29 protein-coding genes are annotated in these 25,341 nt (G+C 70.5%); 10 read left to right on the top strand and 19 right to left on the bottom strand.

Annotated features, from left to right (window positions below):
• Nucleotides 1-310 precede the first annotated feature (310 nt).
• Together LCN96_RS54725 and LCN96_RS54730 are read right to left on the bottom strand one after the other, a co-directional pair.
• On the bottom strand, nucleotides 311-727 hold the full coding sequence (locus LCN96_RS54725) for a MarR family winged helix-turn-helix transcriptional regulator (RefSeq protein ID WP_225276267.1): 417 nt from the start codon (nucleotides 725-727) through the stop codon (nucleotides 311-313).
• A 26-nt stretch (nucleotides 728-753) separates the two neighbouring features.
• Nucleotides 754-1,371, bottom strand: a complete 618-nt coding sequence (locus tag LCN96_RS54730; RefSeq protein ID WP_225270276.1) for a type 1 glutamine amidotransferase family protein — start codon at nucleotides 1,369-1,371, stop codon at nucleotides 754-756.
• Nucleotides 1,372-1,432: 61 nt separating this feature from the next.
• On the opposite strand from LCN96_RS54730, the gene mads6 reads away from it, so the two are divergent.
• Nucleotides 1,433-2,779 (top strand): methylation-associated defense system protein kinase MAD6, encoded by a 1,347-nt coding sequence (gene mads6, locus LCN96_RS54735; RefSeq protein WP_225270277.1) that lies wholly within the window; start codon nucleotides 1,433-1,435, stop codon nucleotides 2,777-2,779.
• A 126-nt stretch (nucleotides 2,780-2,905) separates the two neighbouring features.
• On the opposite strand, the gene LCN96_RS54740 is transcribed toward mads6, so the two are convergent.
• Nucleotides 2,906-3,709, bottom strand: a complete 804-nt coding sequence (locus LCN96_RS54740; RefSeq protein ID WP_225270278.1) for an FKBP-type peptidyl-prolyl cis-trans isomerase — start codon at nucleotides 3,707-3,709, stop codon at nucleotides 2,906-2,908.
• Between the two features lie 92 nt (nucleotides 3,710-3,801).
• Between LCN96_RS54740 and LCN96_RS54745 the strand changes: the two genes are divergently transcribed.
• Complete coding sequence (locus tag LCN96_RS54745) at nucleotides 3,802-4,845, top strand: DUF2293 domain-containing protein (RefSeq protein WP_225270279.1); 1,044 nt, start codon at nucleotides 3,802-3,804, stop codon at nucleotides 4,843-4,845.
• Nucleotides 4,846-4,855: 10 nt separating this feature from the next.
• A complete protein-coding gene (locus tag LCN96_RS54750) occupies nucleotides 4,856-5,230 on the top strand; it encodes an MmcQ/YjbR family DNA-binding protein (RefSeq protein WP_225270280.1) in 375 nt (124 codons plus the stop codon).
• Here LCN96_RS54750 and kynU read toward each other — a convergent pair.
• From kynU to LCN96_RS54785, 7 genes are read right to left on the bottom strand one after another with little or no spacing between them, the layout of a single operon-like run.
• Nucleotides 5,223-6,431, bottom strand: coding sequence for a kynureninase (gene kynU / locus LCN96_RS54755; protein ID WP_225270281.1), 1,209 nt, complete (start codon nucleotides 6,429-6,431; stop codon nucleotides 5,223-5,225). The two genes, LCN96_RS54750 and kynU, sit on opposite strands and share 8 nt — an antisense overlap.
• On the bottom strand, nucleotides 6,428-7,540 hold the full coding sequence (locus LCN96_RS54760) for an ABC transporter substrate-binding protein (protein ID WP_225270282.1): 1,113 nt from the start codon (nucleotides 7,538-7,540) through the stop codon (nucleotides 6,428-6,430). The genes kynU and LCN96_RS54760 overlap by 4 nt, the downstream gene beginning before the upstream one ends.
• 13 nt (nucleotides 7,541-7,553) lie before the next feature.
• The gene (locus tag LCN96_RS54765) at nucleotides 7,554-7,940 is read right to left on the bottom strand and encodes an amidohydrolase family protein (protein WP_225270283.1); all 387 of its coding nucleotides are present in this window, start codon (nucleotides 7,938-7,940) and stop codon (nucleotides 7,554-7,556) included.
• Nucleotides 7,941-8,456: a 3-hydroxyanthranilate 3,4-dioxygenase gene (locus LCN96_RS54770; RefSeq protein ID WP_225270284.1), complete on the bottom strand. Its 516-nt coding sequence runs from the start codon at nucleotides 8,454-8,456 to the stop codon at nucleotides 7,941-7,943.
• Nucleotides 8,453-8,890 (bottom strand): RidA family protein, encoded by a 438-nt coding sequence (locus tag LCN96_RS54775; protein ID WP_225270285.1) that lies wholly within the window; start codon nucleotides 8,888-8,890, stop codon nucleotides 8,453-8,455. Before LCN96_RS54775 ends, LCN96_RS54770 begins: the two co-directional genes overlap by 4 nt.
• Nucleotides 8,887-9,684 carry a 2-keto-4-pentenoate hydratase gene (locus tag LCN96_RS54780; protein WP_225270286.1) on the bottom strand — a complete coding sequence of 266 codons (798 nt, stop codon included), beginning with the start codon at nucleotides 9,682-9,684 and terminating at the stop codon, nucleotides 8,887-8,889. Before LCN96_RS54780 ends, LCN96_RS54775 begins: the two co-directional genes overlap by 4 nt.
• Nucleotides 9,677-11,086 (bottom strand): aldehyde dehydrogenase family protein, encoded by a 1,410-nt coding sequence (locus LCN96_RS54785; RefSeq protein WP_225270287.1) that lies wholly within the window; start codon nucleotides 11,084-11,086, stop codon nucleotides 9,677-9,679. The genes LCN96_RS54780 and LCN96_RS54785 overlap by 8 nt, the downstream gene beginning before the upstream one ends.
• A 141-nt stretch (nucleotides 11,087-11,227) precedes the next feature.
• Between LCN96_RS54785 and LCN96_RS54790 the strand changes: the two genes are divergently transcribed.
• The 4 genes from LCN96_RS54790 (at nucleotide 11,228) to LCN96_RS54805 (ending at nucleotide 13,815) form a co-directional block, all read left to right on the top strand.
• Nucleotides 11,228-11,932, top strand: coding sequence for a dienelactone hydrolase family protein (locus tag LCN96_RS54790; RefSeq protein WP_225270288.1), 705 nt, complete (start codon nucleotides 11,228-11,230; stop codon nucleotides 11,930-11,932).
• Nucleotides 11,933-11,988: 56 nt separating this feature from the next.
• Nucleotides 11,989-12,543: a VanZ family protein gene (locus LCN96_RS54795; protein ID WP_225270289.1), complete on the top strand. Its 555-nt coding sequence runs from the start codon at nucleotides 11,989-11,991 to the stop codon at nucleotides 12,541-12,543.
• A gap of 141 nt (nucleotides 12,544-12,684) precedes the next feature.
• Nucleotides 12,685-13,437: a GntR family transcriptional regulator gene (locus LCN96_RS54800; protein ID WP_225270290.1), complete on the top strand. Its 753-nt coding sequence runs from the start codon at nucleotides 12,685-12,687 to the stop codon at nucleotides 13,435-13,437.
• A 123-nt stretch (nucleotides 13,438-13,560) separates the two neighbouring features.
• The gene (locus LCN96_RS54805; protein WP_225270291.1) at nucleotides 13,561-13,815 is read left to right on the top strand and encodes a hypothetical protein; all 255 of its coding nucleotides are present in this window, start codon (nucleotides 13,561-13,563) and stop codon (nucleotides 13,813-13,815) included.
• A 160-nt stretch (nucleotides 13,816-13,975) separates the two neighbouring features.
• Here the strand turns inward: LCN96_RS54805 and LCN96_RS54810 are convergent, their stop codons facing one another.
• Complete coding sequence (locus tag LCN96_RS54810) at nucleotides 13,976-15,046, bottom strand: hypothetical protein (RefSeq protein WP_225270292.1); 1,071 nt, start codon at nucleotides 15,044-15,046, stop codon at nucleotides 13,976-13,978.
• A gap of 147 nt (nucleotides 15,047-15,193) precedes the next feature.
• Here LCN96_RS54810 and LCN96_RS54815 point away from each other — a divergent pair, with 147 nt between their 5' ends.
• Nucleotides 15,194-15,715: a gamma carbonic anhydrase family protein gene (locus tag LCN96_RS54815; protein ID WP_397351841.1), complete on the top strand. Its 522-nt coding sequence runs from the start codon at nucleotides 15,194-15,196 to the stop codon at nucleotides 15,713-15,715.
• On the opposite strand, the gene LCN96_RS54820 is transcribed toward LCN96_RS54815, so the two are convergent.
• On the bottom strand, nucleotides 15,687-16,589 hold the full coding sequence (locus LCN96_RS54820; protein ID WP_225270294.1) for a hypothetical protein: 903 nt from the start codon (nucleotides 16,587-16,589) through the stop codon (nucleotides 15,687-15,689). The two genes, LCN96_RS54815 and LCN96_RS54820, sit on opposite strands and share 29 nt — an antisense overlap.
• Before the next feature lie 53 nt (nucleotides 16,590-16,642).
• Between LCN96_RS54820 and LCN96_RS54825 the strand changes: the two genes are divergently transcribed.
• Both LCN96_RS54825 and LCN96_RS54830 read left to right on the top strand, forming a co-directional pair.
• Complete coding sequence (locus LCN96_RS54825) at nucleotides 16,643-17,959, top strand: hypothetical protein (protein ID WP_225270295.1); 1,317 nt, start codon at nucleotides 16,643-16,645, stop codon at nucleotides 17,957-17,959.
• A 214-nt stretch (nucleotides 17,960-18,173) separates the two neighbouring features.
• Nucleotides 18,174-18,335, top strand: coding sequence for a hypothetical protein (locus tag LCN96_RS54830; protein ID WP_020540796.1), 162 nt, complete (start codon nucleotides 18,174-18,176; stop codon nucleotides 18,333-18,335).
• 122 nt (nucleotides 18,336-18,457) lie between these two features.
• On the opposite strand, the gene LCN96_RS54835 is transcribed toward LCN96_RS54830, so the two are convergent.
• The 7 genes from LCN96_RS54835 to LCN96_RS54865 all read right to left on the bottom strand — a co-directional run bounded on the left by LCN96_RS54835 (nucleotide 18,458) and on the right by LCN96_RS54865 (nucleotide 25,314).
• The gene (locus tag LCN96_RS54835; RefSeq protein ID WP_080044376.1) at nucleotides 18,458-18,739 is read right to left on the bottom strand and encodes a metal-sensitive transcriptional regulator; all 282 of its coding nucleotides are present in this window, start codon (nucleotides 18,737-18,739) and stop codon (nucleotides 18,458-18,460) included.
• A 29-nt stretch (nucleotides 18,740-18,768) separates the two neighbouring features.
• A complete protein-coding gene (locus LCN96_RS54840) occupies nucleotides 18,769-19,836 on the bottom strand; it encodes a glycosyltransferase (RefSeq protein ID WP_225270296.1) in 1,068 nt (355 codons plus the stop codon).
• The gene (locus tag LCN96_RS54845; protein WP_225270297.1) at nucleotides 19,833-20,627 is read right to left on the bottom strand and encodes a hypothetical protein; all 795 of its coding nucleotides are present in this window, start codon (nucleotides 20,625-20,627) and stop codon (nucleotides 19,833-19,835) included. Before LCN96_RS54845 ends, LCN96_RS54840 begins: the two co-directional genes overlap by 4 nt.
• A 147-nt stretch (nucleotides 20,628-20,774) precedes the next feature.
• On the bottom strand, nucleotides 20,775-22,880 hold the full coding sequence (locus LCN96_RS54850) for a (Fe-S)-binding protein (RefSeq protein ID WP_225270298.1): 2,106 nt from the start codon (nucleotides 22,878-22,880) through the stop codon (nucleotides 20,775-20,777).
• A gap of 138 nt (nucleotides 22,881-23,018) precedes the next feature.
• Nucleotides 23,019-23,600 carry a TetR/AcrR family transcriptional regulator gene (locus LCN96_RS54855; RefSeq protein WP_225270299.1) on the bottom strand — a complete coding sequence of 194 codons (582 nt, stop codon included), beginning with the start codon at nucleotides 23,598-23,600 and terminating at the stop codon, nucleotides 23,019-23,021.
• The gene (locus LCN96_RS54860) at nucleotides 23,597-24,508 is read right to left on the bottom strand and encodes a class I SAM-dependent methyltransferase (protein WP_225270300.1); all 912 of its coding nucleotides are present in this window, start codon (nucleotides 24,506-24,508) and stop codon (nucleotides 23,597-23,599) included. The genes LCN96_RS54855 and LCN96_RS54860 overlap by 4 nt, the downstream gene beginning before the upstream one ends.
• Nucleotides 24,505-25,314: a sugar phosphate isomerase/epimerase family protein gene (locus tag LCN96_RS54865; protein WP_225270301.1), complete on the bottom strand. Its 810-nt coding sequence runs from the start codon at nucleotides 25,312-25,314 to the stop codon at nucleotides 24,505-24,507. Before LCN96_RS54865 ends, LCN96_RS54860 begins: the two co-directional genes overlap by 4 nt.
• Between the last annotated feature and the right edge of the window lie 27 nt (nucleotides 25,315-25,341).

Here is a 25,341-nt window from a genome sequence, read left to right on the forward strand (position 1 = left end):
CGCGGAATTCCGGCGCCATAGTCGTTCGTGCAGGGCTGTAGAGGTGCCGCGAATAACCCTCACGGGAAGCGACGAAAACCGCAACTCGGAAAGGCCTCGGCTAGGTCAAAGTGCCGCCTCCATTTTTTGGCGTCGGGTTTTCCCGGCCCGCCGCGGCACCGTCCTGCACAGGACTTCGGCGATCTGCATTCAACCGGTGTTCCGCCCCGGTAAGACCGCCACGGGGAATTCGTTCACCGCTCTTTGGACAAAGATCGACCGGCTCTTTGACGACTCTTCCTGCGCCGGCGTGTTTGCCGCCGGAGTCGCGTTACGAATCCCCGGCCAGGCGGTCGAGCGCGGCCGAGAGCCGCTGGAGCGCCTCCAGGCACCGCCGCGCGTCATCCGCCCCCAGCTCTCCCACCAGCCGGTCGGCGAACTCCTGGTGGCCGGGGTCGATCCTGGCGATCGCCTCCAGCCCGGCGGCCGTGGGGCTCAGCAGCTTGGCCCGGCGGTGCGCGGGGTTGGGCCGGTACTCGGCCAGCCCCCGCTCCACGAGCAGGTCGGCGATCCGCTGCACCCCCTGCCTGGTCATGCCCATCACCCTGGCGATGCCCGCGACGGGCAGCGGCTCGCGCAGGACAGCGCCGAGCACCTGCCACCACGCGGCCGTCATCCCCGCCGGCCGCGCCAGGCCCTCGGCCACCTGGAGAAACTGGCCGTTGAGCCGGAAGGCCCCGAGCGCCATCCCGGACAACAGCTCGCCGCTCTCGCTCACGCCGCCATCAACACCTCGAACGCCGTGGCGTCGCTCCTGGCGAACAGCCGGAACCAGGCGTCGAGCACCTCGGGCCGGAAGACGTCGAGCCGGCGGAAGACCTCCCTGGCGAAGGCCACCGGCTCGGTGGGGCCCGCCGTGACGAGGTCGCCGTCGAGCACCGCGTCGCGGTCGAGGTAGTGCTCGCCCCCGGCGTATCCCTCCTGGGCCGCCAGGTACTGCGCCACGGCGCCGGTGTGGTCGCGCTCGTCCAGCAGCCCTTCCCTGGCCAGCCCGGCCGTGGCGCCGCAGATGGCGGCCACCGGCACGCCCGCGTCGAGGAACTCGCGCGCCTTGCGGGCGAACGGCGCCAGCGTGTCTCCCGTGTCCCACAGGTCGGCCCCCGGCAGGATGAGCAGCGCGCTGTCGGCAGGAGACAGCTCTGCCAGCGCGAGATCGGGGGTGATGCGCAGGCCGCCCATGGTGACGACCGGGCCGGTGGTCAGGCCGACGGTGACGATCTCATAGCCCCCTGGCTCGCGGTGGTAGTTGCCGTTGCGCAGGTGGGCGGTGAGGTGACCGGTCTCCCAGTCGGCGAGGGTGTCGTAGACGGCGTGGTGAACGATTCGCTTCATGACAACATACTGTCATTTCGACAACATGTTGTCAATCGAATCCCGTGGAAGGATAGGCCGCATGGCACAGATCGTCGGCGGAGGACGTCCGGTCAACGACGCCGAGCGGCGCGTGATCGCATATCTCCGCGACCACGCGCCCGCCGACTGGCTGCTGCTGCACAACGTCGAGGTGCCACGCGGCCACGACGTCTTCGAGGTGGACCTGCTCGTGCTGACCGGCCACTCCCTCGTCGTGGTCGACGTCAAGGGCACGCGGGGGCGCATCGAGGTGTCGGGCACCCGCTGGTTCCCGCCGCGCAGGGAGGCGTTCGGCTCGCCGGTGACCAAGCTGCGGGGCACCGCCAAGGCGCTCAAGGGCCTGCTGGTCTCCAGGGCCACCCAGCTCGAGCGCGTCTACGTCGACAGCCTGGTCGTGCTCACCTCCCCCGACGCCCAGCTCGTCGACCCCGCCGGGCGCGACGCGGTCAACGTCACCGACCTGCCCGGCCTGCTGGCCACGCTGAGCGACACCACCCGGGTCAGGCGCGGGTGCAGCCCCGACGCCAGGCCGTACCTCACGGCGATCCTCGACGCGCTCAACCAGACCGTGCGCCGCAGCACGGCCCCGCCCCGCTACGGCAACTGGGAGGTGGAGGAGCAGCTCGGCGGCGACGCCAAGGTCACCGAGTACCGCGCGTTCAACTCCACGCTGCCCGGCAGCGAGACCGTGCTGCTGCGCGTCTACCAGGCCGATCCGCTGGCCGACCAGCAGGCGCGGGCGGCCGAGCGGCAGCGCATCGCCAACGCCTACCAGACGCTGGCCCGCATCCCGCCGCACCCGTGCGTGGTGCGCTCGCGCGACTTCTTCGCCATCGACGACGAGAGCCGCTTCGTGCTGGTGCTCGACGACGTCCACGGCGAGGCGCTGCACCTGGCGCTGGGCAAGGGCGCGCCGCTCGGCGTCATCCAGGACCTGCTGCGCGGGCTGGCCCACGCCCACGCCCACGGCGTGGTGCACCGGGCGCTCACCCCGGCCGCCGTGCTCGTCACCGACGACGGGCACGCGGTGCTGACCGGGTTCGACTACGCCAAGCCGGGCCCGCGCAACTACACCGTGGCCCACGAGCTGGGCAACGTGCTCGACGCCGCCTACGTGGCGCCGGAGTGCCAGGAGCGGCCCGACCTGATGACGACCGCCTCCGACGTGTACGCGGCCGGCGTCATCGCCTTCCAGCTCCTCACCGGCCAGCTCCCGACCAGCGGCGACGCCCACGGGCCCGACGTGCCCGAGGTGGTGCGCCGCATGCTCGACCACTCCCCCGCCAAGCGCCCGTCGGCGGCCGAGGCGCTGGAGACGCTGCGCGGCACCCCCGTGCAGGGCTCGCGCCTCAGGCGGTTCGTCCGTCGCATAGTGTCCCGGCCATGACCGTTCGGCCGTGTCCCAGCGTGGCGGCCGCCACCGAGATCACCGACGTGGCGGAGCAGCGGGGCGCCGAAGATCCGGCCGGGCCCCGGCTGAGGGCAGGCCGGGCAGCGAGAGGTGCCGCCCGGCCTACGCAGGCGTGATCGTGTCGAGGATGTCGATCACGTACAGCACGGGCTCGGCGCCCGGCGACGGCACCGCCACCCGGCTGCCGACCCGGCGCCCGGCCAGCGCGCCGACCCAGGCCTCCGGCACCGACCCGGCCACCAGCGTGAACGCGCTGGGCCCGCCCCGCCGGTAGGAGGAGTCGACGACGGCCCGCGACGGCCACGCCGCGGCCACGTACTGGATGACGACCTTGGACCCCGCCACGACCTCCGGCCCTGACCCGTCGATCAGGGTGCGCGGCGGGTCGGCGGGGGTGAGGCCGGCGGGGACGACCGGCAGCGTGCGGCCCACGAGCCGGGCGTCCGCCGGGTAGCCGCCCAGGATGTCGAAGACGAGCACCAGCGTGTCTGCGGGCGAGACGCCGGTCAGCGGCACGTCCGGCCCCATGGCCTCGCCCGCCGGGCTGACCAGCATGACGCGGCTGCCGGCCGGCCGCCCGATGAGCGACTGCCGCCACGTCTCGGCCACCTGCCTGCCGTCGAAGACGACCTTGGTGGGCTGGTGGCCGTCGTGGGTGCTCAGGTACGGCCGGTTGCCCGACCAGCCCCGGATGTCCACGTCGGTGAGCACCACGTCACCCGGCACGGTGCGCCGCCCGCTCCCGACCGACAGCACCGTGATGCGCGGCGTGCGGCCCGGCTGGCCCTTGGGGATGTCGACGATCGGCTTGCTGCCGAACCTTCCCGTCACGACGGGTTGCGAGCCCTCCTCGGCCACCCCGCACGAGGCGGTGAGCATGAGCAGCGCAGGCCAGAACAGACGCACGATTTCCTCCAGGGCCAGGTCCAGAGGAGGTACTTGCCGTAAGTGGGCCAAGGCACGCTTCGGGGCTCGCCATCTCACGACAAACTTGGAAGGTGAGCAAGCCGAATCTGGCCAGGCGGGTCGCGGAGGCGGCCGAGATCGCGCTGACCACCCGCAAGTACGTGACGTTCATCGACGTGGTGACCGGCCTGCGCTGGCTGCACTCCAGGCACGTGGACACCTGGCGGCAGGGCCGCGCGGCCACGCTGGCGGAGCTGGCGGCCGTGGACGAGGAGCGCCTGCTCACCGCGGCCGGCCTGCTGCGCGACTGGGCGCGGGCCAAGGGGCTGCGGCCGGTGGACACCCCGTACGTGGCCGGCACCCGCGACCGCCGCGAGCTGCGCTTCACCGCCGGGCCCGAGCAGGCGCCGTTCCGGGTGCACTGGCTCTCGCCCGACCTCAGCGAGGCCAGGGTGCGCCGGCTCACCGAGGCGCAGAGCAAGGCGCCCGACCTGGTGGCGGTCGCCCCGCTGGAGGCGTGGACGTGCGCGTCCTGCGGGGACACGGGCCCCTACCTGATCATGGAGGACGACCGGCCGCACTGCCTGACCTGCGCGGACCTGGACCACCTGGAGTTCCTGCCGTCGGGCAACGCGGCGCTCAGCCGCCGCGCCAAGCAGGAGAGCGGCCTGTCGGCGGTGGTCGTCCGGTACAACCGGCGGCGCAAGGTCTACCAGCGCGTGGGCCTGCTGGTGGAGCAGGCCGCGCTGGCGGCGGCCGAGGAGCGCTGCCTGGCCGACGAGGAGTTGCGGCTGCGCCGCCGCGAGCGCGACCGCGTGCGCCGGGCGGAGATGGACGTCGAGTACCAGGCCGCGATGGCCGCCGAGATCGCCCGGCTGTTCCCCGGCTGCCCCGGCGAGCGGGCGCGGCGGATCGCCGAGCACGCCGGCCAGCGCGGCAGCGGCCGGGTGGGCCGGTCGGCTGCGGCCAGGGCGCTGGACGAGAACGCCATCACGCTCGCCGTGATCGCCTCCATCCGCCACCTCGACACCGACTACGACAGCCTGCTCATGGCGGGCGTGCCCCGGATGGAGGCCCGCGACCGGATCCGGACTGTCATCGAACGCAAGCTCGAAGAGTTCCGCCGGCCGGGCTAGGGTCACAGGCATGAGCGACGACTGGCACGACGTCAGGGAAGAACTGCGCGCGTTCGCGCTCGGCCTGCCGGAGACGCACGAGGACCACCCCTGGGGCGAGACCGTCATCAAGGTCAACAAGAAGGTGTTCCTCTTCCTCGGCATCGACGAGCAGACCGAGAAGTGGGACCCCACGTTCGGCGTGAAGCTCCTGTCGGAGGCGCACGGCCACGCGCTGACCGTCGAGGGCGCCCAGCCGAGCGGCTACGGCCTGGGCAAGGCCGGCTGGGTGACCGTGCCGTTCCTCTCGGCGCTGCCGGAGACCGAGGTGCTGCTCGACTGGGTGGAGGAGAGCTACCGGGTGATCGCCCCCAAGCGGGCGGTCAAGGAGCTCGACCTCAGGTGACGGCCAGCCGGGTCGCGTACCTGTCGTCCCGCCACAGCTCCTTGTCGAGCACCTCCAGCAGCGTGGTGGCGGCGTCGTAGACGTCCGCGTAGCCGATGTAGAGCGGCGCGAAGCCGAACCTGAGCACGTCGGGCGCGCGGAAGTCGCCGTGCACGCCCCGGTCGATCAGCGCCCGCATCACCGGGTAGCCGTCGGGGTGGCGCAGCGACACCTGGCTGCCCCGCGCGGCCGGGTCGGCGGGCGAGACCAGCTCCAGCCGGTCGCCGACGAGCTGCACGAACAGCTCGCCCAGCGCCATGCTCTTGGCCCTGACCTGCGCCATCGGCACCCGCTCCCACACGTCGAGCGCCGCGGCCAGCGCCGCGAACGACAACACGTGCGGGGTGCTCACCGCGAACCGCCGCACCCCCTCGGCCGGCCGGTAGCCGGTCTCGAACGCGAACGGCTCGGCGTGGCCGTGCCAGCCGGGCAGCACGTTCTCGGCGTCGGCGTGGTGGCGCGGGTTGACGTAGAGGAAGGCGGGCGCGCCGGGGCCGGCGTTGAGGTACTTGTAGGTGCATCCCACGGCGAAGTCCGCCCCGGAGACGTCCACCTCCATGGCGCCCACGCTGTGGCACACGTCCCACACGATGAGCGCCCCGGCGGCGTGCGCCTCGGCGGTGACCGCGGGCACGTCCTGGCGGGCGCCGGTGCGGTAGTCCACCTCCGACAGCAGCACCACGGCCGCGTCGTCGAAGCGCCCCTCGCTCAGGTCGCGCAGCTCGTAGTCGCCCAGCAGCGCGGCCAGGCCCTGCACCATGTAGTGGTCGGTGGGGAAGTTGCGCGTGTCGGAGACGATCACCCGCCGCTCCGGCCGCAGCCGCAGCGCCGCCGCCACGGCCTGGAAGACCGCGATCGAGGTGGAGTTGCCCACGACGACCTGGCCGGGGCCCGCGCCGATCAGCGGGGCGAGCCGGTCGCCCAGCGTGAGCGGCTGCTCGTACCAGCCGGCGTGGTTCCAGCCGCCGACGAGCTGCCCGCCCCACTCGTCCTCGACCGTCCTGCGCACCCGCTCGGCGGTACGGCGGGGCAGGGCGCCGAGCGAGTTGCCGACGAGGTAGATCACCCCTTCCGGCAGCACGAACTCGTCCTTGAACGCCCGCAGCGGGTCCGCGGCGTCGAGCGCGAGGCACTGGTCGCGATCCAAGGTCACTCCCGTCATGGAGGGATGGTGGATATCACCCTGTTCACACCATTCTCGTACTGACGGGCGTACCAGTTCTGCACCGGGTTGTGCGTCCCGTCCAGCCGGAACCTGCCGCGCGGGCCCGCCAGCTCGCCCACCTCGCCCAGGGCGCGGGTCAGCTCGCCGCCCCTGGCCAGCGCCGCGTCGATGAGGCGGACGGCGTCCCAGCTCTGCAGGGCCACGGCGGACGGGTTCCGGCCCGTCCTGGCCCGCCATCTGGCCACGAAGGCGGCGTTGTCCGGGTTGTCCAGCGCGGGCGAGTACATGCCGACGCTCGTGACGCCCTCCGCGTCCGGCCCGACGGCTCGCAGCACGTCCTCGTCCGTGAGGTTCATGCAGGCCAGCAGGTCGAGCCTGGAGTCGTAGCCGAGCTGCTTGAACGCCCTGGTGAAGGCGACCGCCTCGCCGCCCGCGTAGAACGCGAACAGCAGCCGGGCCTGGCGCGGGATCTGCTCGAAGTACGGCCGCAGGTCCGTGACGCGGCCGTACGGGGTCAGGATGCGCTTGAGCGGCTCGGCCCCGTACCCCTCGGTGAAGCCGGCGAGCGTCTCGACGCCGGCCGAGTAGTCGGAGGCCATCAGCACCGCGCCGCTGCGCCCGTACCGCTCGGCGGCGTAGCGGCCGGCGGCGTGGCCGTGGGCGTGGTTGGTGTAGGAGACGCGGAAGACGTTGGGGCCGTCCAGCTCGTCGGCGCCGGCGTTGGCGACCACCACCGGCGTCCGGCCCGCCTCCTCGACGACCGACACCGCGACGGGCGAGGCGATCAGGCCGGTGAGCACGTCCACCTCCTCGGCGTCGATGAGCCGCCTGGCCTCCTTCCTGGCCTGCTCGGGGACGCCCGCGTCGTCGGCCACCAGCAGCTCGGCCCGCCTGCCGCCCAGCCGGCCGCCGTGGTCGTCCAGGTAGAGGCGCATGGCGGTCTCCATGTCGTCGCCGAGCATGGCGTACACGCCTGTCTGAGAGATGATCGCGCCGATCTTGACCGGGAGCGTGTCCTCGTCGGGCGGCGGCACCGTGCCGCCGCAACCGGCGGCCATCAGCACCGCCAGTCCAACCACGGGCAGCCCCAGCACGGGTGCGCGCATGGGGGAGCTCCCTTCAGCCCAGGAACGCCTCGGCGTCGGCTGCGAGCAGCTCCGCGCGGGCCGTACCGGGCAGGAAGCCGGCGCGCCGGATCAGGTCACCCGCGGGTGACTCGCCCAGCGGATGGGGATAGTCGCTGCCGAGCATCACATGGTCCTCCCCGAGAGTGTCGACGAGCAGCCGCAGCACGCGCTCGTCGAAGACGGCAGAGTCGACGCTGAACCTGCCGAGGTAGTGGGACGGCGGCCGATCGCGGACGCCGCCGAGGGTCAAGACCGGGGCGGGCGAGACCACGAGGATCGTCGCTTCGCGCTCCGAATCGGCCCTCAGCCTGGGCGCCCCGGGCCGGCCCAGCTCGGGCCGGCCCCTGGGCACGTGGTGCGGGTGGACGTCGATGGCCATCTAGCCCTTGCCAGGATGTAGCGCGCCGCATCCACCGCAGGTACGGGCCTTCTCGTCGCCGTAGAACGCCTCGAAGACCGGCGGCAGGTCCTTGACGATGTCGCGGACCTGCAGCTCGACCTCGTGGACCAGGGCGCCGCACTCCATGCAGTACCACTGGAACTTCTCCAGCTCGCCCTCCGGCCTGATCCGCTCCACCACCAGCCCCACGGACCCGGCCTCCGGCCGCTGCGGCGAGTGCGGCACGCGCGGCGGCAGCAGCCACATCTGACCCTCACGGATGTGCACGGTCTCGGGGCCGTTCGCGGTGACGACGTTCACGTGCATGTTGCCGCGCACCTGGTAGAACAGCTCCTCGTACGGGTCCACGTGGAAGTCCGTCCTGGAGTTGGGCCCGCCGACCACCATCACGATGAAGTCGTTCGCCCCTTCGAAGACCACCTTGTTGCCGACCGGCGGCTTGAGCAGGTGGGCGTGCTCGTCGATCCACTTGGTGAAGTCGATGGGGGCGATCATGACAGCTCCTGAGGATGGTAGGCGACTGCTTGCATCTCGATGAGGAGGTGCGGATGCGGGAGCTGGTGCACCGCGACCGTGGTCCGGGTGGGCCCCTCCTCGTCGAAGAACTCCGCGTACACCTCGTTGTAGCCCTTGAAGTCGTTCATGTTCACCAGGTACGTGGTGATCTGCACCAGGTCGGCCAGCGAGCCGCCCGCGGCCTTGAGTATGTCGCCGATGTTCTCGATGACCGCCCTGGTCTGGGCCCGGATGTCCAGGCTGGTGGCGCCGTGCTTGTCCACCTCGACGCCCACGAACGTGTCGTCGGGGCGCCGGCAGCTCGTGCCCGAGACGTACAGGAAGTCGCCCGCCCGCTTGACGTGCGGGAACCTGCCACGCGGAGTGGCCTTGCCGGGCACGCGCATGGCCCTCGGCCTGACATGCGGGCTCACTTGCCGAACACCGCCCGTACCGAGCCGAGGCCCTCGATCCGCGCCTCGAACACGTCGCCCGGCTCGACCGGCACCACCGGCCCGAGCGCGCCCGTCAGCACCACGTCACCGGCCCGCAGGAAGAACTCGCCGCGGCCCAGACGGGTGGCCGCCCAGACGGCGGCGTTGAGCGGGTGCCCCAGGCACGCCTCGCCCGAGCCGGCCGAGACCTCCTGGTCGCCCCGGGTCATCGTCATCCGCGCCGCCCGCAGGTCCAGCCCGCGCAACGGCACGGGCGTGCAGCCGAGCACGAACGCGCCCGACGAGGCGTTGTCGGCGATCGTGTCGACCAGCCTGATGTCCCAGCCCTCGATCCGCGAGTCGGCGATCTCGATCGCCGGCAGCACGAAGTCCACCGCCCTGATCACGTCGGCCACCGTGAACGGGCCGCCTTTCAGGTCCGCGCCGAGCACCAGCGCGACCTCGGCCTCGGCCCGCGGCTGCAGGAACCGCTGCGGCGGGACGGGCTGGCCGTCGCAGTAACACGTGTCGGCGAAGAGCATGCCGAAGTCCGGCTGGTCGATGCCGAGCTGCTGCTGCAGTGTCGTGTTCGTCAGGCCGATCTTCCTGCCGACCAGCCGCCGCCCCGCGCCGAGCGCCTGCCTGGTGCCCAGCTCCTGCACGGCGTACGCGTCGGCGGCCGTGCCCACCAGGTCCCTGATCGGCGCGCAGGGCCGGCCGGTGCGCGCCGCCTCCGCCAGCCGGTCGGCCGCCTGCGCGTGCGCGTCCACTGCCTGGGACCATTCGTCATGCATCGGATTGCTCCAGTTTGATGGTGATCGTGGTGGGTTCGGAGTAGAAGTCCAGCGACCGGGTGCCGCCCTCCCTGCCGATCCCCGACAGCTTCACGCCGCCGAACGGGGTGCGCAGGTCGCGCAGGTACCACGTGTTGACCCAGACGAGCCCGGCCTCCAGGCGCTGGGCCACCCGATGGGCCCGGTCGAGGTTCGTGGTCCACAGCGTGGCGGCCAGGCCGTACTCGCTGCCGTTGGCCAGGTCGACGGCCTCGGCCTCGCTGTCGAAGGGCGTGACATGGCACACGGGACCGAAGATCTCTTCTCTGTTGAACCTCGACCATTCAGACAAGCCTGTCACCACCGTCGGCTCCACGAAATAACCGGAATCGCGATGATCGCCGAACACGGGGACACTGCCGCCTGCGAGCATCTTGGCTCCCTCCGAGCGGGCCAAGGCGTAGTAGGAGAGCACCTTCTCCCGGTGCTCCGCCGAGATCATGGGCTGGAGCTGCGCCTCCTGGGCGCGGGCGGCCAGCCGGGCGCAGAAGTCCTCGAAGACCGAGCGGTGCACGTACATGCGCTCGGTGCACAGGCAGACCTGGCCGCCGTTGGTGAAGACCGACTTCACCGTGCCCTCCACCGCCTTGTCGAGGTCGCAGTCCTCGAAGATCAGCCCCGCGTTCTTGCCGCCCAGCTCGAACGAGATCGGCTTGACCCGGTCGGCCACCGACTTCATGATCGCCGTGCCGGTGCGGGTGGAGCCGGTGAACGTCACGGCGTCCACCCCCGGGTGCTCGACCAGGAGCTGGCCGGCGGAGCCGTACCCGTAGATGATGTTGACCACGCCGGGCGGCAGCCCGGCCTCGGTGCAGATCTCGGCGAACACGGCGGCCGAGCCCGGCGTCTGCTCCGACGGCTTGACCACGACCGTGTTGCCCGAGACCAGGGCGGGCGCCAGCTTCCAGGTCATCAGCAGAAACGGCAGGTTCCACGGGACGATCACCGCGACCACGCCGAGCGGCCTGCGCACGGTGTAGCTGAGCAGGCCCGACAGGTGGAAGGCGTCCTCGGGCCGCTGCGCGGCGATCTCGGCGAAGGCGCGGAAGTTGGCGATGCCGCGCGGGATGTCCAGGGTGCGGGTCTGGTCGAGCGGCTTGCCGGTGTCGGCGATCTCGGCCGCCACCAGGTCGTCGAAGCGCGCCTCGATGCCCTCGGACAGGCGCCGCATCCAGCCGGCGCGCTCGCCGACGGGCATCGCCGCCCAGTCGCGGGCCGCCTCCCTCGCCGCGCGCACGGCCCGGTCGACCACCTCCGGGTCGGCCTCGTGGACCTGCCTGATCACCGCGCCCGTGACAGGGTCGTGCACGGGGAACGCCTTGCCCGCGGCCACCGGCTGGCCACCGACGTAGTGGGTCAGCACAACGGTCTCCTCATCTCTCCCTCGCCTCCCGGTATAGATCGCGGTGCTGCTCGTGGACAACAGGAAGTTCCGGGACACGGAACCTGTCGATCGCATCGTCTCGCCCGAACGCGGCGCGCGCCATGCGCGATGCTGGTGGACATGCAGACCCGTACAGATCGCATCACCGCCCACGACGGCTCCTTCGACGTCCACGTGTGGCTGCCCGACTCGGGCTCCGGCCCCGGCCTCCTCCTGGTGCAGGAGATCTACGGGGTCGGCCCGTACATCGAGAAGGTCGCCGCCGACCTCGCCGCGCGCGGCTACGTGGTGGCCGCGCCCGACCTGTTCTGGCGGCTGCGGCCGCACTGGGTCGGCGAGCACACGCCCGAGGGCACGCAGGCCGCGCTCAAGCTGGCCCAGGGCTTCGACCTGGCGCAGGGCGTGGCCGACTGCGCGCTGACGGTCTCCCACCTGCGCTCGCTGCCCGAGGTGCGCGGCGGGGTGGGGGCGCTCGGCTTCTGCCTGGGCGGCTCGGTGGACTACATGCTCGCCACCCAGATCGAGCTGGCCGCGGTGCTGTCCTTCTACGGCTCCGCCGTGCCGGACGCGACCGGGCTGATGGAGCGCATCCAGGCGCCGCTGCTGCTGGTGTTCGGGGGCAGCGACCCCTACATCCCGCGCGAGAGCGTGGCCGCCGTCGAGAAGGCCGCCGAGGGCCGGCCGAACGTGGTCATGCACGTCGAGGAGGAGGCCGGGCACGCCTTCCACAACAGCGAGTCGCCGATGTTCCACCAGCCGGAGCCGGCGGCGCGCGCCTGGGAGGTGGCGATGGCGTTCCTGGAGCGGCACCTGCCCGCCCGGTGAGACCTGTCCAAGGAGACAGCTTCCGGTACCCCTAGATCAACCGTCATCATGAGCGGATGGCGCGCACGTGGGAATTGTGGGGAAACGTCATTATTGCTGGTACCTTTGCGCTCCCCCTGGCCTTGCTGGCAATCATGCTCCTCTCCCGCCACCGCGCTCGCGCCGGTCATCCCGCGCCCCTGCGCGCCTCGCTCGCCGACGTCGGCATCGTGGTCGGGACGGCGCCGTGGATCTGGATGATCCTGACGCCGTCGGACGGCCCGTCAGGAGTGAACCCGGTGCCGTTCACCGACCTGGCGGACCTGATCGGGGCGCCGTGGGAGGCGGTGTCGGTGCAGGTCGGGGGCAACCTCCTGGTGTTCGCGGCGCTGGGCGCGCTGCTGCCCGTACGCAGCCGCGCGATGTCCTCGCCCGCCCGTGTTGCGGCGGTCGCGGCGGCCTTTTCGGTCCTGGTCGAGACCCTGCAGTACGTGTGCCGTCTGGGGCGTCTGTCCTCCGTGGACGACGTCATCCTCAATGCGACCGGCGCGGTGATCTTCGCTTTGGTTACTCGCCGCTGGTGGGCCCGGACCGATACCGGCCGGGACCGTTCCACGGTTACGGCCCGCTAAAACATCGTCGAATTCACCACTCGGGCACGATCCTCTCAAAATCAGCCCGCGACCAAGGGCTGCTTCTGTGCGATCGTGGACAAGACGGGGCAAGTTCTCTGGAGACGCCACTACGCGGTTGGTGACAGAGGGTGATCAAAGTTGTCTGAATCCCCGGTACCCCACGAGCCCCCTATCTATCGACGCATCGCCGACGGTCTCCGCGCCCGGATTCTGTCCGGCGAACTGCGCGACGGGGACCGACTACCGGGCGAGAACGCGCTTATGGCCGAATACGCAATCGCACGAGCCACCGCCAGGCAGGCGCTTGCCGTACTGATCAACGAAGGGCTGGCGGTGCCCAGACGAGGTTCGGGGGTTTACGTGCGGCTCTTCAAACCGATCCGCAGGCACGGCTCACGCCGCCTGTCACGAGAGCAGTGGGGTCAGGGACGCGCCATCTGGGACGCCGACACGCGTGGCCGCCCCTTCACCGTCGACGCCTTAGAGGTGGCGTTGGAGCGAGCCACCGAGGATGTGGCCGCCGTGCTGGAGAGCGGCGAGGTCTGGGTACGCCGGCGCCGCTACTCCGTGGACGCCAGACCGGTGCAACTGGCCACCTCCTTCTTCCCCGCCCGCCTGGTCGAGGGCAGCGCGATCACCCTCGCCGACACCGGCCCCGGCGGCGTCTACGCCAGGCTCAGCGACCTGGGCCTGCCCCCCGCCCACTTCACCGAGGAGGTCAGGGCCCGCATGCCGGGCCCGCGCGAGAGCAGGCTGCTCGACCTGCCCGCCGGCACGCCGGTCATCGTCATCGCCCGCACGGCGTACACGTCGGGCGGGCTGCCGATCGAGCTGAACGAGATGGTGCTGGACTCCGCGGCTTACGTACTCCAGTACGACTTCGACGCGTGATTCAAGCCGATCTGTCAAGCGATAGGTTGACCTGTCCATCACGATCATTGAATTCTCTAGAGAAGTGCCGCATCTTCTAAGGAGATGGAACCTCGCCTGGGGGCCCGGGAAAGGCGGACAGCGATGTCCTTTGAGATGTCCTTTGATCGGCATCTCGCCGAGATCGCCCGGGAGTACCCCCAGTGGACCATCTGGCGGAGCGACGCGGGCCGCTGGTGGGCCACGAGACACCATCCGCTGAGCGCGGCGCAGCGCGATGCCGGATGTGCGATGACCATCGACGCGGACGACCCGGACGGCCTGCGCGACCGACTCCGGGACCAGGAAAGGTGGGCCGGCGAGCAGCACACGTGGCGAGCCGGCCCCGCACCACCCTGACGCGGGTCGCGGCACGTGCCGCGAGCCCGCGTCCACGAGCAGCCCGGTGCCGGGTCCAGCGTCTCGGCGGCCCCGGCACCGGGCCCCCAAGATCAGGAGGGGCCACGAACGCGGAAGTCCCCGACCCGATCGGGGGCGGGGGCTTCCGCTCCCCTACCGGCTACTTGCGCGAGTCCGACATCCGGCCGATGTTGACGTCGGTGTCCTCGGAGACGACGCCCTCGCGCGGCTCGGCGGCCTCGTCCTTGACGATGACCCGCACCGTCCGCTCCGGGTCCTCGGCGTCGTCCTGCGGCGGCACCGGCTGAGCGGGCGGCTCGGGCTCACCGTGGGCCTCGGGCTGGGCGGGCGGGCCGGCCGGGCCGGCCTGCGGGAGCTGGGCGGGCTGTGCGGGGGCCGGCGGCGCGATGGCCTCGGGCACCAGCGGCCCCGCGTTCGACTCGGCCCGCATGAGGTCGCCCAGCACCGAGCTGATCTCCGTCAGCCGCCGCACGACCTCCGTGTGCGTGTTGCTCAGGTACTCCACCCGGCGGCCCGCCTGCTCGTCCAGCGCCGTCGCCCGCTGGTGGGCGGTGGCCAGCAGGCTCTCGGCCTCCTGGTGCGCGCCGGCCAGCAGCTGCTCGGCCTGGGCGTTGGCCGACTGCATCACCTGCTCGGAGTCGGTCCTGGCCATGGTGATCGTCCGCTCCGCCTCCGCCCTGGCCTCCCGCAGCGTCTCCTCGGCCTCGGCGCGGGCGGAGGTGAGCTGCTCCTCCGCGTCGCCGCCCGCCTGCGCCAGCATGCGCTCGGCGGCCTGGGTGGCCTCGCTCACCCGACGCTCGGCCTCGGCCTGCGCGGAGGTGAGGATCTTGTCGGCGGTCTCGCGGGAGGTGGTCACGAGGCGCTCCGCCTCCGACTTGGCGGCGTCACGCACGCTGGCGGCCTCGGCCTCCGCGTCCTCGCGCTTGGCGGCGGCCTCCTCCTCCCCGAGCCGGAGGATCTGCGCGAGCCTGGGGCTGAGATCCTCGTAGCTCTGCGGCGTCTCGACCATGCGGCGTCTGGCCTCGGCCAGCTCGATGCGGCCCTGCTCCGCCTGCTCGATGGCCCGTGCCAGCCGCTCCTCCAGATCCCTTATCTGGTTCCGGGTGCGGATGATGTAGTCATGAACCTGGCGGCGGTTGTAGCCGCGCATCACGACTTCGAAGGTGTCCTCTTGCATCAGGTCGGGAATGCTCTCGTGCTGGTTCATCATGGGGGTTACCTATGGTCTGCGTGAGGCGGGGGAAAACTAGCGGGTTGTGAGGGTCTGGCAACGGGACGTCAGGAAACGACTTTCCTGCCATCTGCCCACGTCCGCAACCCGAACGCCATACCCCGAGCTGGAATTACGATGTCTCGAATGTACATAGCAGCGTTGGACAACGGAGCAGTCCCGGACATACATCCTGAAGCGTACATAGCCCCTGGTGCGGTCGTGGTCGGCGACGTACGCGTGGGCCGGGCGTCCAGCATCTGGTACGGCTCCGTCCTGCGCGGGGACGACGAACGGATCGAGATCGGCGCGGAGTGCAACGTGCAGGACCTGTCGTGCCTGCACGCCGACCCGGGTGAGCCGGCGATCCTGGAGGACCGCGTCAGCCTGGGCCACAAGGCCATGGTCCACGGCGCCCACGTGGAGACCGGCGCGCTGATCGGCATCGGCGCGATCGTGCTGGGCGGCGCCCGCATCGGCGCGGGCACACTGGTGGCCGCCGGAGCCCTCGTGGGCCCCGGCAAGAAGATCCCGGCGGGCGTGCTCGTCGCGGGCGTGCCCGGCAAAATCGTGCGTGAGCTCACCGACGACGACCGCGACTCCTTCGCCCGCACGCCGGACAACTACGTGGCCAAGGCACTCAGGCACCGGCAGGCGTCATCGCTTTGATCAGAACCTCGTCCGACACCGACGCCGGGTTGAGCGGGTCGGCGTAGTCGGGCAGCTCCGGCCTCAGGAAGCGGACGAAGTCGACCGTGAGCTTGAGGTCGGGGGTGCCCTTGACCTGCTTGGCGTTGCCCTTGGTGGCGTCCTTCTTGAGCGTGCTGTAGCTGTCCCAGTCGGTGTAGGCCGTCACGCCCCACTGGAGCACGTCGGGCAGGCTGGAGGGCCAGCGCTGGGCCACCTTCCACGTGCCCTTGTCCTCCTTGTAGAGCGCGACGAAGACCCGGCCGACCCGGGCCAGCGCGAGGTCCACCCAGCCGCTCTTGACGGCGACCTCCTTGGGCTTGGAGCTGCCGTCCTGGGTGAGCTTCGCCTCCACCTGGCCGCTCTTCTCCGCGGTGCCGGTGGTGACGGAGACCCAGTTGGGCTTGGCGTAGGAGCCGGGCTGGCGGGCCATGAGGCCGCCGAGCGAGAACTTCCGCTTGGGCTGCCCGCCGCTCCTGCCCTCGACCTTGACCCGGGCGTGCATGACGATGTCCCCGGCGAGCTCCTGGTACACGAAGGGCCCGCGGAAGCCGTCGAACCACGCCGAGACGTTGGGCTCCAGGTACATCGCGCCGTTCACCGTCTTGTTGACGTCGTACTTGGTGAGCCGGTCGACGTCCTTCTCGGTCTCGCTGAGCTTGGTCCACATCTTCAGGTCGGCCGCGTCGTCGAACTCGGTGGAGGCCTCGCCCACCTCCCCGCCGGGCGCGGGCGGGGCGGCGTTCTGTAGCGTGAGAATGCCCGGGCCTGTGGGTGTCGGCTGTGCCGCAGTCGTCGTACCGCAACCGGAGAGCACGCTCACGACCGCCAACGTCCCTGCTACCTTCACCCTCATGTCGGACATTCTGCCGTGAAATGCCGATGGATGATCCGAGTACGCCCAGTACGATGACCGCCGTGCCACCCTGGGATGCGTTCACCGCCACAGAGGCGGAGGTCCGCGCGATGGTCGCGGACCCGCGCTGGCAGGGTCTTCCCGTACCCGATCGCGCCCACGTCCTGGCGGCCAGAATTCTTGTGACCCCAGCTGGCGACCGGTGGCTGTACGGCGCGCACGCGCGCTGGCACCTGCACGACCCCGCCGACGGCCGCTGGCACCCCGCCCCGCCGCCGCGCGGCACGCGGGTGCGCCGGGTGACGCACGCCGCGGCGGTCCTGCCGGACGCCGTGGTGCCGACCGGCCACGACTTCCACGCCGAGCCGGGCTCCACCCAGTCGTTCATCGGCCCCGACGTGCCCGAGCGCCTCACCGAGCAGCTCAGGGTCCTGGTGCGCGCCTGCGGGCGCAAGTCCGAGCTGGACTACCCGCTGACGGCCTTCGATGAGATCTTCGCCACAGACGTGCCGAGCACGGTGGCCGCCGTCTGGGGCACGATCATGTGGTGCGCGTACGCGCCCGCCTTCGACGGCAACGAGCGGCTGATCACGGTCTTCGGCGAGTACCTGCGCCGCTCGCTGCCCGGCGACGAGTGGGTGCGCTGGCTGCCCGCGCCGCCCCTGATGGACCTGGTCACGCTGGTGGCCGAGCGGATGCGGGCCGGGCGGGCGCGCGCGGCGCTCAGGCTCGCCGCCGTGATGGCGGACACGGCGCAGATCCTGCTGCTCGACACCCGGTTCAGGCCGCGCGCGCTGGCGCTGCTCACGATGGTGGAGCCGCTGCTGCGCCGCCCCCGCTTCGGCGACCCGTACGACGACGACGCGGCGATGCGCGGGGAGTGGCTGGAGCGCTGCCCGGCGCGGCTGTGCCGGGCCCTGCTCGTGGAGAACGACCCGGAGGCGCACTTCTCCCACACGCTCTACGACCTCGTGGACGCCCTGTCGTTCACGCCGGAGCCCCGGGTGGCCGCGGCCACGTTCCTGGCCGACCTGTCCGACTCCAGGGGGGCGTTGCCGGGCCGGCTGGACCACCGGCTGCGGATGGCGTACGAGGAACTGCGCCAGGCGGGCCTCACGGGCACCTCAGCGGCCGAGACGACGCAACCCGAGGGCTTCCCCGTCCGTACGGGCGAGGCCGCCCCCGTGTCGGAGGTGGAGCCGCCTGACCGGGGCAGCGCGGCGGCGGTGCTGGGGGCCGCGTACGCGATGGGGCTGGCGTGGGGCCGGCTGACGGGGGCCAAGCTCCCGGAGCGCGGGCTGGCCGGGCAGTCGGCGCTCGTCCGGCGGATCGTCCACGAACGAGACGACCATCACACGGGTCACATGTAAACCACTAATGCCGCTATTTCCCCCTTACTCCTCCTATATCGTTCTAACGCCCCAGATAACAGCAATTTCGCTGAATTGTGATCTCGGATTCGGGAAATGATCCTGACGGGGCCCCCGCGGCGCAGAAAGGAATGACTCCGATGGGCCATGTCGCAGGAAGGGCCCTCACCGTAACCTCGTAGAGGGTGTGGGCTGCGGAAGGAAGGACGACGCGGTGGGGCACGACGACCTGGACTCTCGGGTCCATGACCGTGTCGCGTTGGACGAGATTGCGCTCTACGCCGAGGTGCTCACCGCCGTGGCAGTCAGTGAGCGGCGGCTGACCTTGGACGAACTCGACGACGCGCTCGGATTGCGGACTTCGGCGAGTCGCTGAAGAACCAACTCGATTACCAAGACCCCGGGGACCTAGTTCCCGGGGTTTCACATAACTAGTCAATCCACGGCTGGATCATCCGACTTACGGATGAGGCCCTCAGGTAAGAGGGCTAGACCCTTCTAGGAGCGGACGAGGCGCGCGATCGCCGCCGACGCCTCCTTCACCTTCGCCTCGGCCTCGGGGCCGCCCGTGTTGATCGCGTCGGCCACGCAGTGCGAGATGTGCTCCTCCAGCAGCCCCAGCGCGACCGCCTGCAGGGCCCGTGTGGCGGCGGAGACCTGGGTGAGCACGTCGATGCAGTAGGCATCGTCGTCGACCATGCGCTGCAGACCCCGGATCTGGCCCTCGATTCGCCGCAGGCGCGTCAGATATGCCTGCTTGTCTCCGCTGTACCCATGCATGCTTCTACGGTACCCGTAAGGAGTATGCGCTAGCGGAGATCGGTGATGAGCTTCTCCCACTGCTCTGCCACCTCGTCGGCCGAGTGCCGCACCGCGGTGTCGAGCGCGCCGGCCGCCAGGGAGCGCCGCCTGCGCTCGTCGTCGATCAGCGCCAGCAGCGCCGACGCGAACAGCTGCAGGTCTCCCTCCGACTCGGGCACCAGCACCCCGTTGTAGCCGGTCGCCACGAACTCCCTGGGCCCCTTGGCCCCCTCGAAGGCCACCACGGGCACCCCGCACCCCATGGCCTCCAGCACGGTCATGCCCAGGTCCTCGCTGCGCGAGGTGGTGGCCACGATCGAGGCCTTGGCGAACTCGCCCGCCAAATCGGGCGTGGTGCCCATGAAGTACACGTGGTTGTGCAGGTTCAGCTCGCGCACGAGCGAGCGCAGCCGCCGCTCCTCCGGGCCGCCGCCGTACAGCCTCAGCCGCCAGTCGGGCCGCTTGTCGGCCACGATCGCGAACGACCTGATCAACCGGTCGTAGGCCTTCACCGGCACCCACCGGCCACCGGCGGCCACGATCCTGTTGTCCATGCGCGAGCGCGGCCACGGGCCGCCAGGCAGCGCGTCCAGCACGCTGTGCACGGCGGGCGTGTCACCGAGGAGCCTGCTCCACTCCTCCTGGGCCGACTCCGTGGCCGTCACGACGGCGCTCAGGCGCGGGTAGAAGCGCTTGACGGGGCCCGGCACGGCCGGCCTGCCCCACTCGCGGGCGATCTTGATGGTGTCGCGCGGCGCGTGCCTGGCCGCCTGCACGCCGATCCCCGGCCTGGTGGTGATGAGCACGTCGGACCTGAGGTTGCGCAGCATCCGCCAGAGCGCCACCTCGGTGCGCACCTGCCCGCGCGGGAGCAGGTGCCTGACCCCCGGCCGGACGTCGACCACGCTGCGCATGCTCACCTTGGGGCCGACGGGGAAGAACGGCTTCTCCTTCTGCCGCCTGACGCTGATCACCTCGACGTCGTGCCGCTCGGCCAGCGCGGTGGCCAGGTTGAGCGTGGCGCGCACGTCACCCCGCATGGCGTACGCGGAGGCGAGCACCAGGCTGACCTTCATCCCCCGACCTCGATCCGCAGCTCGTCGTCGGCGGTGTAGCAGGGTTTGATCAGCACGCCGTCGACGCGGGCCGACGGGTAGTGCAGGCGGCGCCGCTTGCCGTCCACGTCGTCGAGCCGCGAGCCGAGCCGCAGCGCCGTGGGCACACCCTCCACCTGCAGCGCCGGCTCCCACATGCCGGCCCCGTCGGGCTCGGCGGCCAGCACGTCCACGAGCGAGACCGCCGCGTGGAAGCGCACGCCCTGCACCGTGGCCGTGCTCTTCAGATGGGCGCCCGTCTGCCGGCGCTCCAGGGTCATCACGGCCTCGTGGCGGGAGTCGTCGTCCTCCAGGCCGGTGTAGGCCAGCAGGCCCATCACCTCGAAGCGGCCCTCCCTGAACCAGATGGAGCGAACCTCCGCCACCGGCTCGGCGTCGGAGATCTTCAGCGCCAGAAAGCCGTTGCGGGTCCGGTACGAGCGGTAGGCGAGCGTGCGCCTGCACAATGCATACGCGTCGAGATGGTCGAGCGAGAACCCCGGATCGACGCTGCGCAGCCTGCTGCGCCTGCCCTCGCGCCGCAGGTAGGCGTCCCACCGGCCGGTGCTGAGCTCCAGCGGCGCCAGCGACACCGCCAGCGTCGCCTCACGCGCCCGCGCGCCTGGGCTGCCGAGCAGCACGTCGCGTTCCACCCCCGTGGTGCGATGCCGGAGAACGAGTTCGGTGCCGTCTTCCAGTGGTTCCTCGATGGCGAGTCGCAGGGAGAGCACGTCGGCCAGGGTGACTTCGGCGTCCGTGACGACGACGCCCATCACGAGCCCCCTCCCCGTCGAATAAGGCCATGCGACGTTGAGGTTACCGTGATTTTCCCGTTATGTGGATGCCGGATTTCTTCCAACCCCACCCGTAGACAGGCGAAACTCCTCCACAACTGGTGTGGAGGAGTCCGACTTTCACCGTCAGGACGCGCCCTTGACCGACTTGATCAGAAGCTGCGCCACGTCCACGACTTCGAGCGTCTCCTTGGCCTCGCCGTTGTTCTTCTTCTCGTTGATGGCGTCACCCAGCATCACCATGCAGAACGGGCAGGCGGTCGAGACCGTGTCGGGGTTGGTGGTCAGCGCCTCGTCCACGCGCTCGGTGTTGATGCGCTTGCCGATGCGCTCCTCCATCCACATGCGGGCGCCGCCGGCGCCGCAGCAGAAGCCGCGGTCCTTGTGGCGGTGCATCTCCTGCGTCTGCACGCCGGGCACCTTGGACATGATGTCGCGTGGCTGGGAGTACACCTTGTTGTGGCGGCCGAGGAAGCACGGGTCGTGGTAGGTGATCTTCTCCTCGATCGGCGTGATCGGGGTGAGCAGCCCCTCGTCCACCAGCTTCGACAGCAGCTGCGTGTGGTGCACGACCTCGTACGTGCCGCCGAGCTGCGGGTACTCGTTGGCCAGCGTGTTGAAGCAGTGCGGGCAGGTGGCCACGATCTTCTTGACGCCGGCCTCGTTGAGCGTCTCGATGTTCTGCTGGGCCAGCATGTTGAACAGGTACTCCATGCCCAGGCGGCGGGCCGGGTCGCCGGTGCACGCCTCCATGTGGCCGAGCACCGCGAACTTCACGCCCGCGATGTGCAGCAGCTCCGCGACGGCCTTCGTGGTCTTCTTGGCCCGGTCCTCCAGCGCGCCCGCGCACCCGACCCAGAACAGGTACTCGGTGTCCTCGGGCATCTTGTCCTCGACCATCGGGACCTCGAAGTCGAGCTCCTCGATCCACTCGGCCCGCTTCATCTCGGACATGCCCCACGGGTTGCCCTTGTTCTCCAGGTTCTTCACCATCACGCCCGCCTCGGACGGGAACGACGACTCCACCATCACCTGGTAGCGGCGCATGTCGAGGATGTGGTCGATGTGCTCGATGTCCACCGGGCACTGCTCGACGCAGGCGCCGCAGTTGGTGCACGACCACAGCACGTCGGGGTGGATCACACCTTCCTCGCCGACGAGGGGCTTGTCCAGCAGCGCCAGCACGTCGGTGTCCTTGTGCTCGACGCCCGCCGAGGCCGCCAGCAGGTACGGGGCCACCTTGAAGGCGTGGTCACGCTGGTCGAGGATGAGCATCTTCGGCGACAGGGGCTTGTCGGTGTTCCACGCCGGGCACTGCGACTGGCAGCGGCCGCACTCCGTACAGGAGTAGAAGTCCAGGAAGCCCTTCCACGTGGTGTCGCCGATCTTGCCGCGGCCGAGCCGCTCGGGGTCGAGGTCCTCGTCCTCGAAGTCCACCGGCTTGCCGTCCACCCGCATCTCGGGCGCGCCGCCGAGGCCGTCGGGGCGGCGCGAGAAGAGCACGTTGAGCGGGGCGGTGAAGATGTGCAGGTGCTTGGAGTTCACCACGATGACCAGGAACACCAGCATGAAGCCGATGTGCAGGAGCAACGCGATCTCCTCCAGCAGCGCGCTCTGCGGCAGCGCGTCGCCCAGCGCCAGCGAGACGAAGGCGCCGGAGGAGTACGGGAAGTTGCCGTTGGCCGCCGCCGCGCCCCTGGCCAGGAAGAGCGTCCAGATGATGTTGAAGATCATGAACAGGACGAGCCACGCGCCGCCGAGGTGCGAGCCGGAGAAGCGGGAGCCGCGGCCCAGCGTCTTGGGCGAGTTCTTGACCCGGATGATCGCGAAGGCGACCAGGCCGAGCAGACACGCCACCGCGATGAAGTCCTGAAGGAAGCCGAGCACGCCCCACGTCCCGATGAGCGGGATGTGGAAGTCGGGCGTGCCGGTGATCGCCCCCTGGATGATCGCGCCGTAGGCCTCGATGTAGACGGTCAGCAAGATGAAGAACGCCCACATGACGAAGAAGTGCGCCACGCCCGACGGCGTCCACTTGAGCAGCTTCTTCTGCCCGAACACCTCGACGAGCTGAGCCTTGATCTCATCGCCGACATGTGTCCTGGCGTACTCGGTCCGCTCGGGGGCGGGCGGGCCGACGGTGGCGAGCTTGAACAGGAACATGACCCTGCGGCCGGCCACGACCACCGCCGCGACGGTCATGACCAACCCGATGACGGCTACCCAGAGCACGGGGTCCTCCCACAGACGACTTGACTGTCAGCGTACGGTCACCCGCTGCGCAGGCATGTAGCAGCAATCCTACCCACGAGTAACTTTACTGGGTTACGCGACATACCCTAAGGTCATCGCCGTCTCCAGAACAATGCTCTATCCCGTGAAGTACCGCTGGATGGTCGGCGCCAGGATTTCCACCAGTTCGTCATGATCGGCGCTCGCCAGCGGCTGCAGCTTGAGCACGTACCGGGCCAGGACGATCCCGAGCATCTGCGCGAAGGCCGCCTCCACCCGCAAGTGCGGCACCCCCAGCCGGTCGGCCACCTGGTAGAGCAGGGCGGAGGTGAAGAACTCCCTGACCATCCCGACCGCCTGCTCGTTGCTCATGGCCGAGCGCAGCAGCGCCAGCACCGGCGCCCGCGTCTTCTCGTCGGCGGTCAGCCGCAGTATCGTGCGGACCAGCCGCTCCCCGATCTCCTCGCGCGGGCCGTCGAGCAGCACCGGGATGATCTGCTGAGGATTGATCGGCAGCTCCATGGCCGCCGCGAACATGCCCTCCTTGGTGTCGAAGTAGTGGTGCACGAGCGCCGGATCGACCTGGGCCTCCCGCGCGATGCCGCGCACGGTCGCCTTGTCGAAGCCCTTCTCCGCGAACACCCGCCTGGCGGCGGTGAGGATCTCACCGCGCGTGTCGGCCGACCCGGGCCTGCGCCCCGGCCTGCGCTTGTCCGTCACCTACCCACCGCCAGGTAGACCCGCATCGGCACCGACAGCACACCCTCGGGGAACTCCTCCCGCAACGCCGCCCGCTGCCGCTCCACGACCTCGTCCGCACGCTCCGCGGACAGCGCTGCCATGTAGGAGTGCGAGCGCAGGTCGAGCAGGAAGTCCTCGATGCCGATCAGCCTGGTCCAGGGGATCCAGCGCTCCTCGATCACCTCGAACGCCGCGGCGATCGGCGGCACCGACCACTGCTCGACGGCCGGCCCCCAGTAGGTGGGCACCTCCTCGGCCAGCCTGGCCTCATAGGCGGCCAGCCAGTCGGCCTGGGCGGCGTGGTTGAGGTTCCAGCAGCCGACGATGGCGCCACGGGGGCGCAGCACCCGCCTGGCCTCGGTGATCGAGGCCACGGGGTCGAGCCAGTGCCAGGACTGGGCGTACATGACCAGGTCGGCCACCTCGTCGGCCAGGGGGAGCGCGTTGCCGTCGGCGAGCACGGCGCTCACCCGCGTGCCGTTCGCGCCCTCGCTTGTGGAGACGCTGCCGGCTGCGCGGTCGCTTCCGGTCGCGCGGTCGCTTTTGGTGGCGCGGTCGCTTTTGGTGGCGCGGTCGCTTTTGGTGGCGCGGTCGCTTTTGGTGGCGCGGTCGCTTTTGGTGGCGCGGTCGCTTTTGGAAACCAGGCGGGCCAGCATCGCCTCCCCCGGATCCACCGCGATCACGTGGGAGCCGCGCGCCCTGAGCGCGTGCGTCATGATGCCGGTGCCCGCCCCGACGTCCACGGTCGTGGCGCCGTCGAGCTCGACACCGGACACCTCCGTCAGCGCCCGGTAGACCTCGTCGGGATAGCCCGGCCTGCCCGCGTCGTAGGCGTCGGCCACCAGGTCGAACGTCCTGCCCAGATCCTTGATCGGCCCCGTGTTCATGTGGATGCCGCCAGGTGCAGCCTCGCGAAGGCCAGCCCCTCCGCCAGATCGTCGATGCGCTCGGTCCTGCTCGCCGCCTTGCGGGTGTTGATCTCCAGGACGACCAGGCCCGCGTAACCCGTGTTGGCCAGCCGCTCCAGCATCTGCGCGCACGGCTGGTTGCCCCTGCCCGGCACCAGGTGCTCGTCCTTGTTGGTCACCCCGAGGCCGTCGGCCAGGTGCAGGTGGGCGAGCCTGTCGCCGAGCTTGACGGCCATCTCCATGGCGTCGGAGCCGGACACGGCGGTGTGCGACAGGTCCAGCGTGACGTGCGGGAAGTCGTAGTCGATCGGGTTCCAGTCGGGTGAGTAGGGCACCACGTCGTTGCCCCTGGCACGCAGCGGGAACATGTTCTCCACCGCGAACGTGACGTCCGTCTCGTCCCGCATCCGCGCGAGCCCGTGCTCGAAGTCACGGGCGTACTCGCGCTGCCAGCGGAACGGCGGATGGACCACGACCGTCGAGGCGCCCAGGCGTTCTGCCGCCTTCTGGGCCTTGACCAGCTTCGCCCACGGGTCGCGGCCCCAGACCCGCTGGGTGACCAGCAGACAGGGCGCGTGAATGGCCAGGACGGGCACCTCGTAGTGCTCGGACAGCCGCTCGATCACGTCGATGTCCTGGCTCACCGGGTCGGCGCCGACCATGATCTCCACGCCGTCATAACCCAGGCGCGCGGCCAGCTCGAACGCGTCAGGAGTGCGTTCCGGATATACCGAGGCGGTGGACAATGCGATCTTCGCATTGGGCACGCGGATGACATCAGCCACGTTGCCAGCCTAAGCCGGAGAAGCCGA

Origin of the sequence: Nonomuraea gerenzanensis (genome assembly GCF_020215645.1) — a bacterium.
GTDB classification, from domain to species: domain Bacteria; phylum Actinomycetota; class Actinomycetes; order Streptosporangiales; family Streptosporangiaceae; genus Nonomuraea; species Nonomuraea gerenzanensis.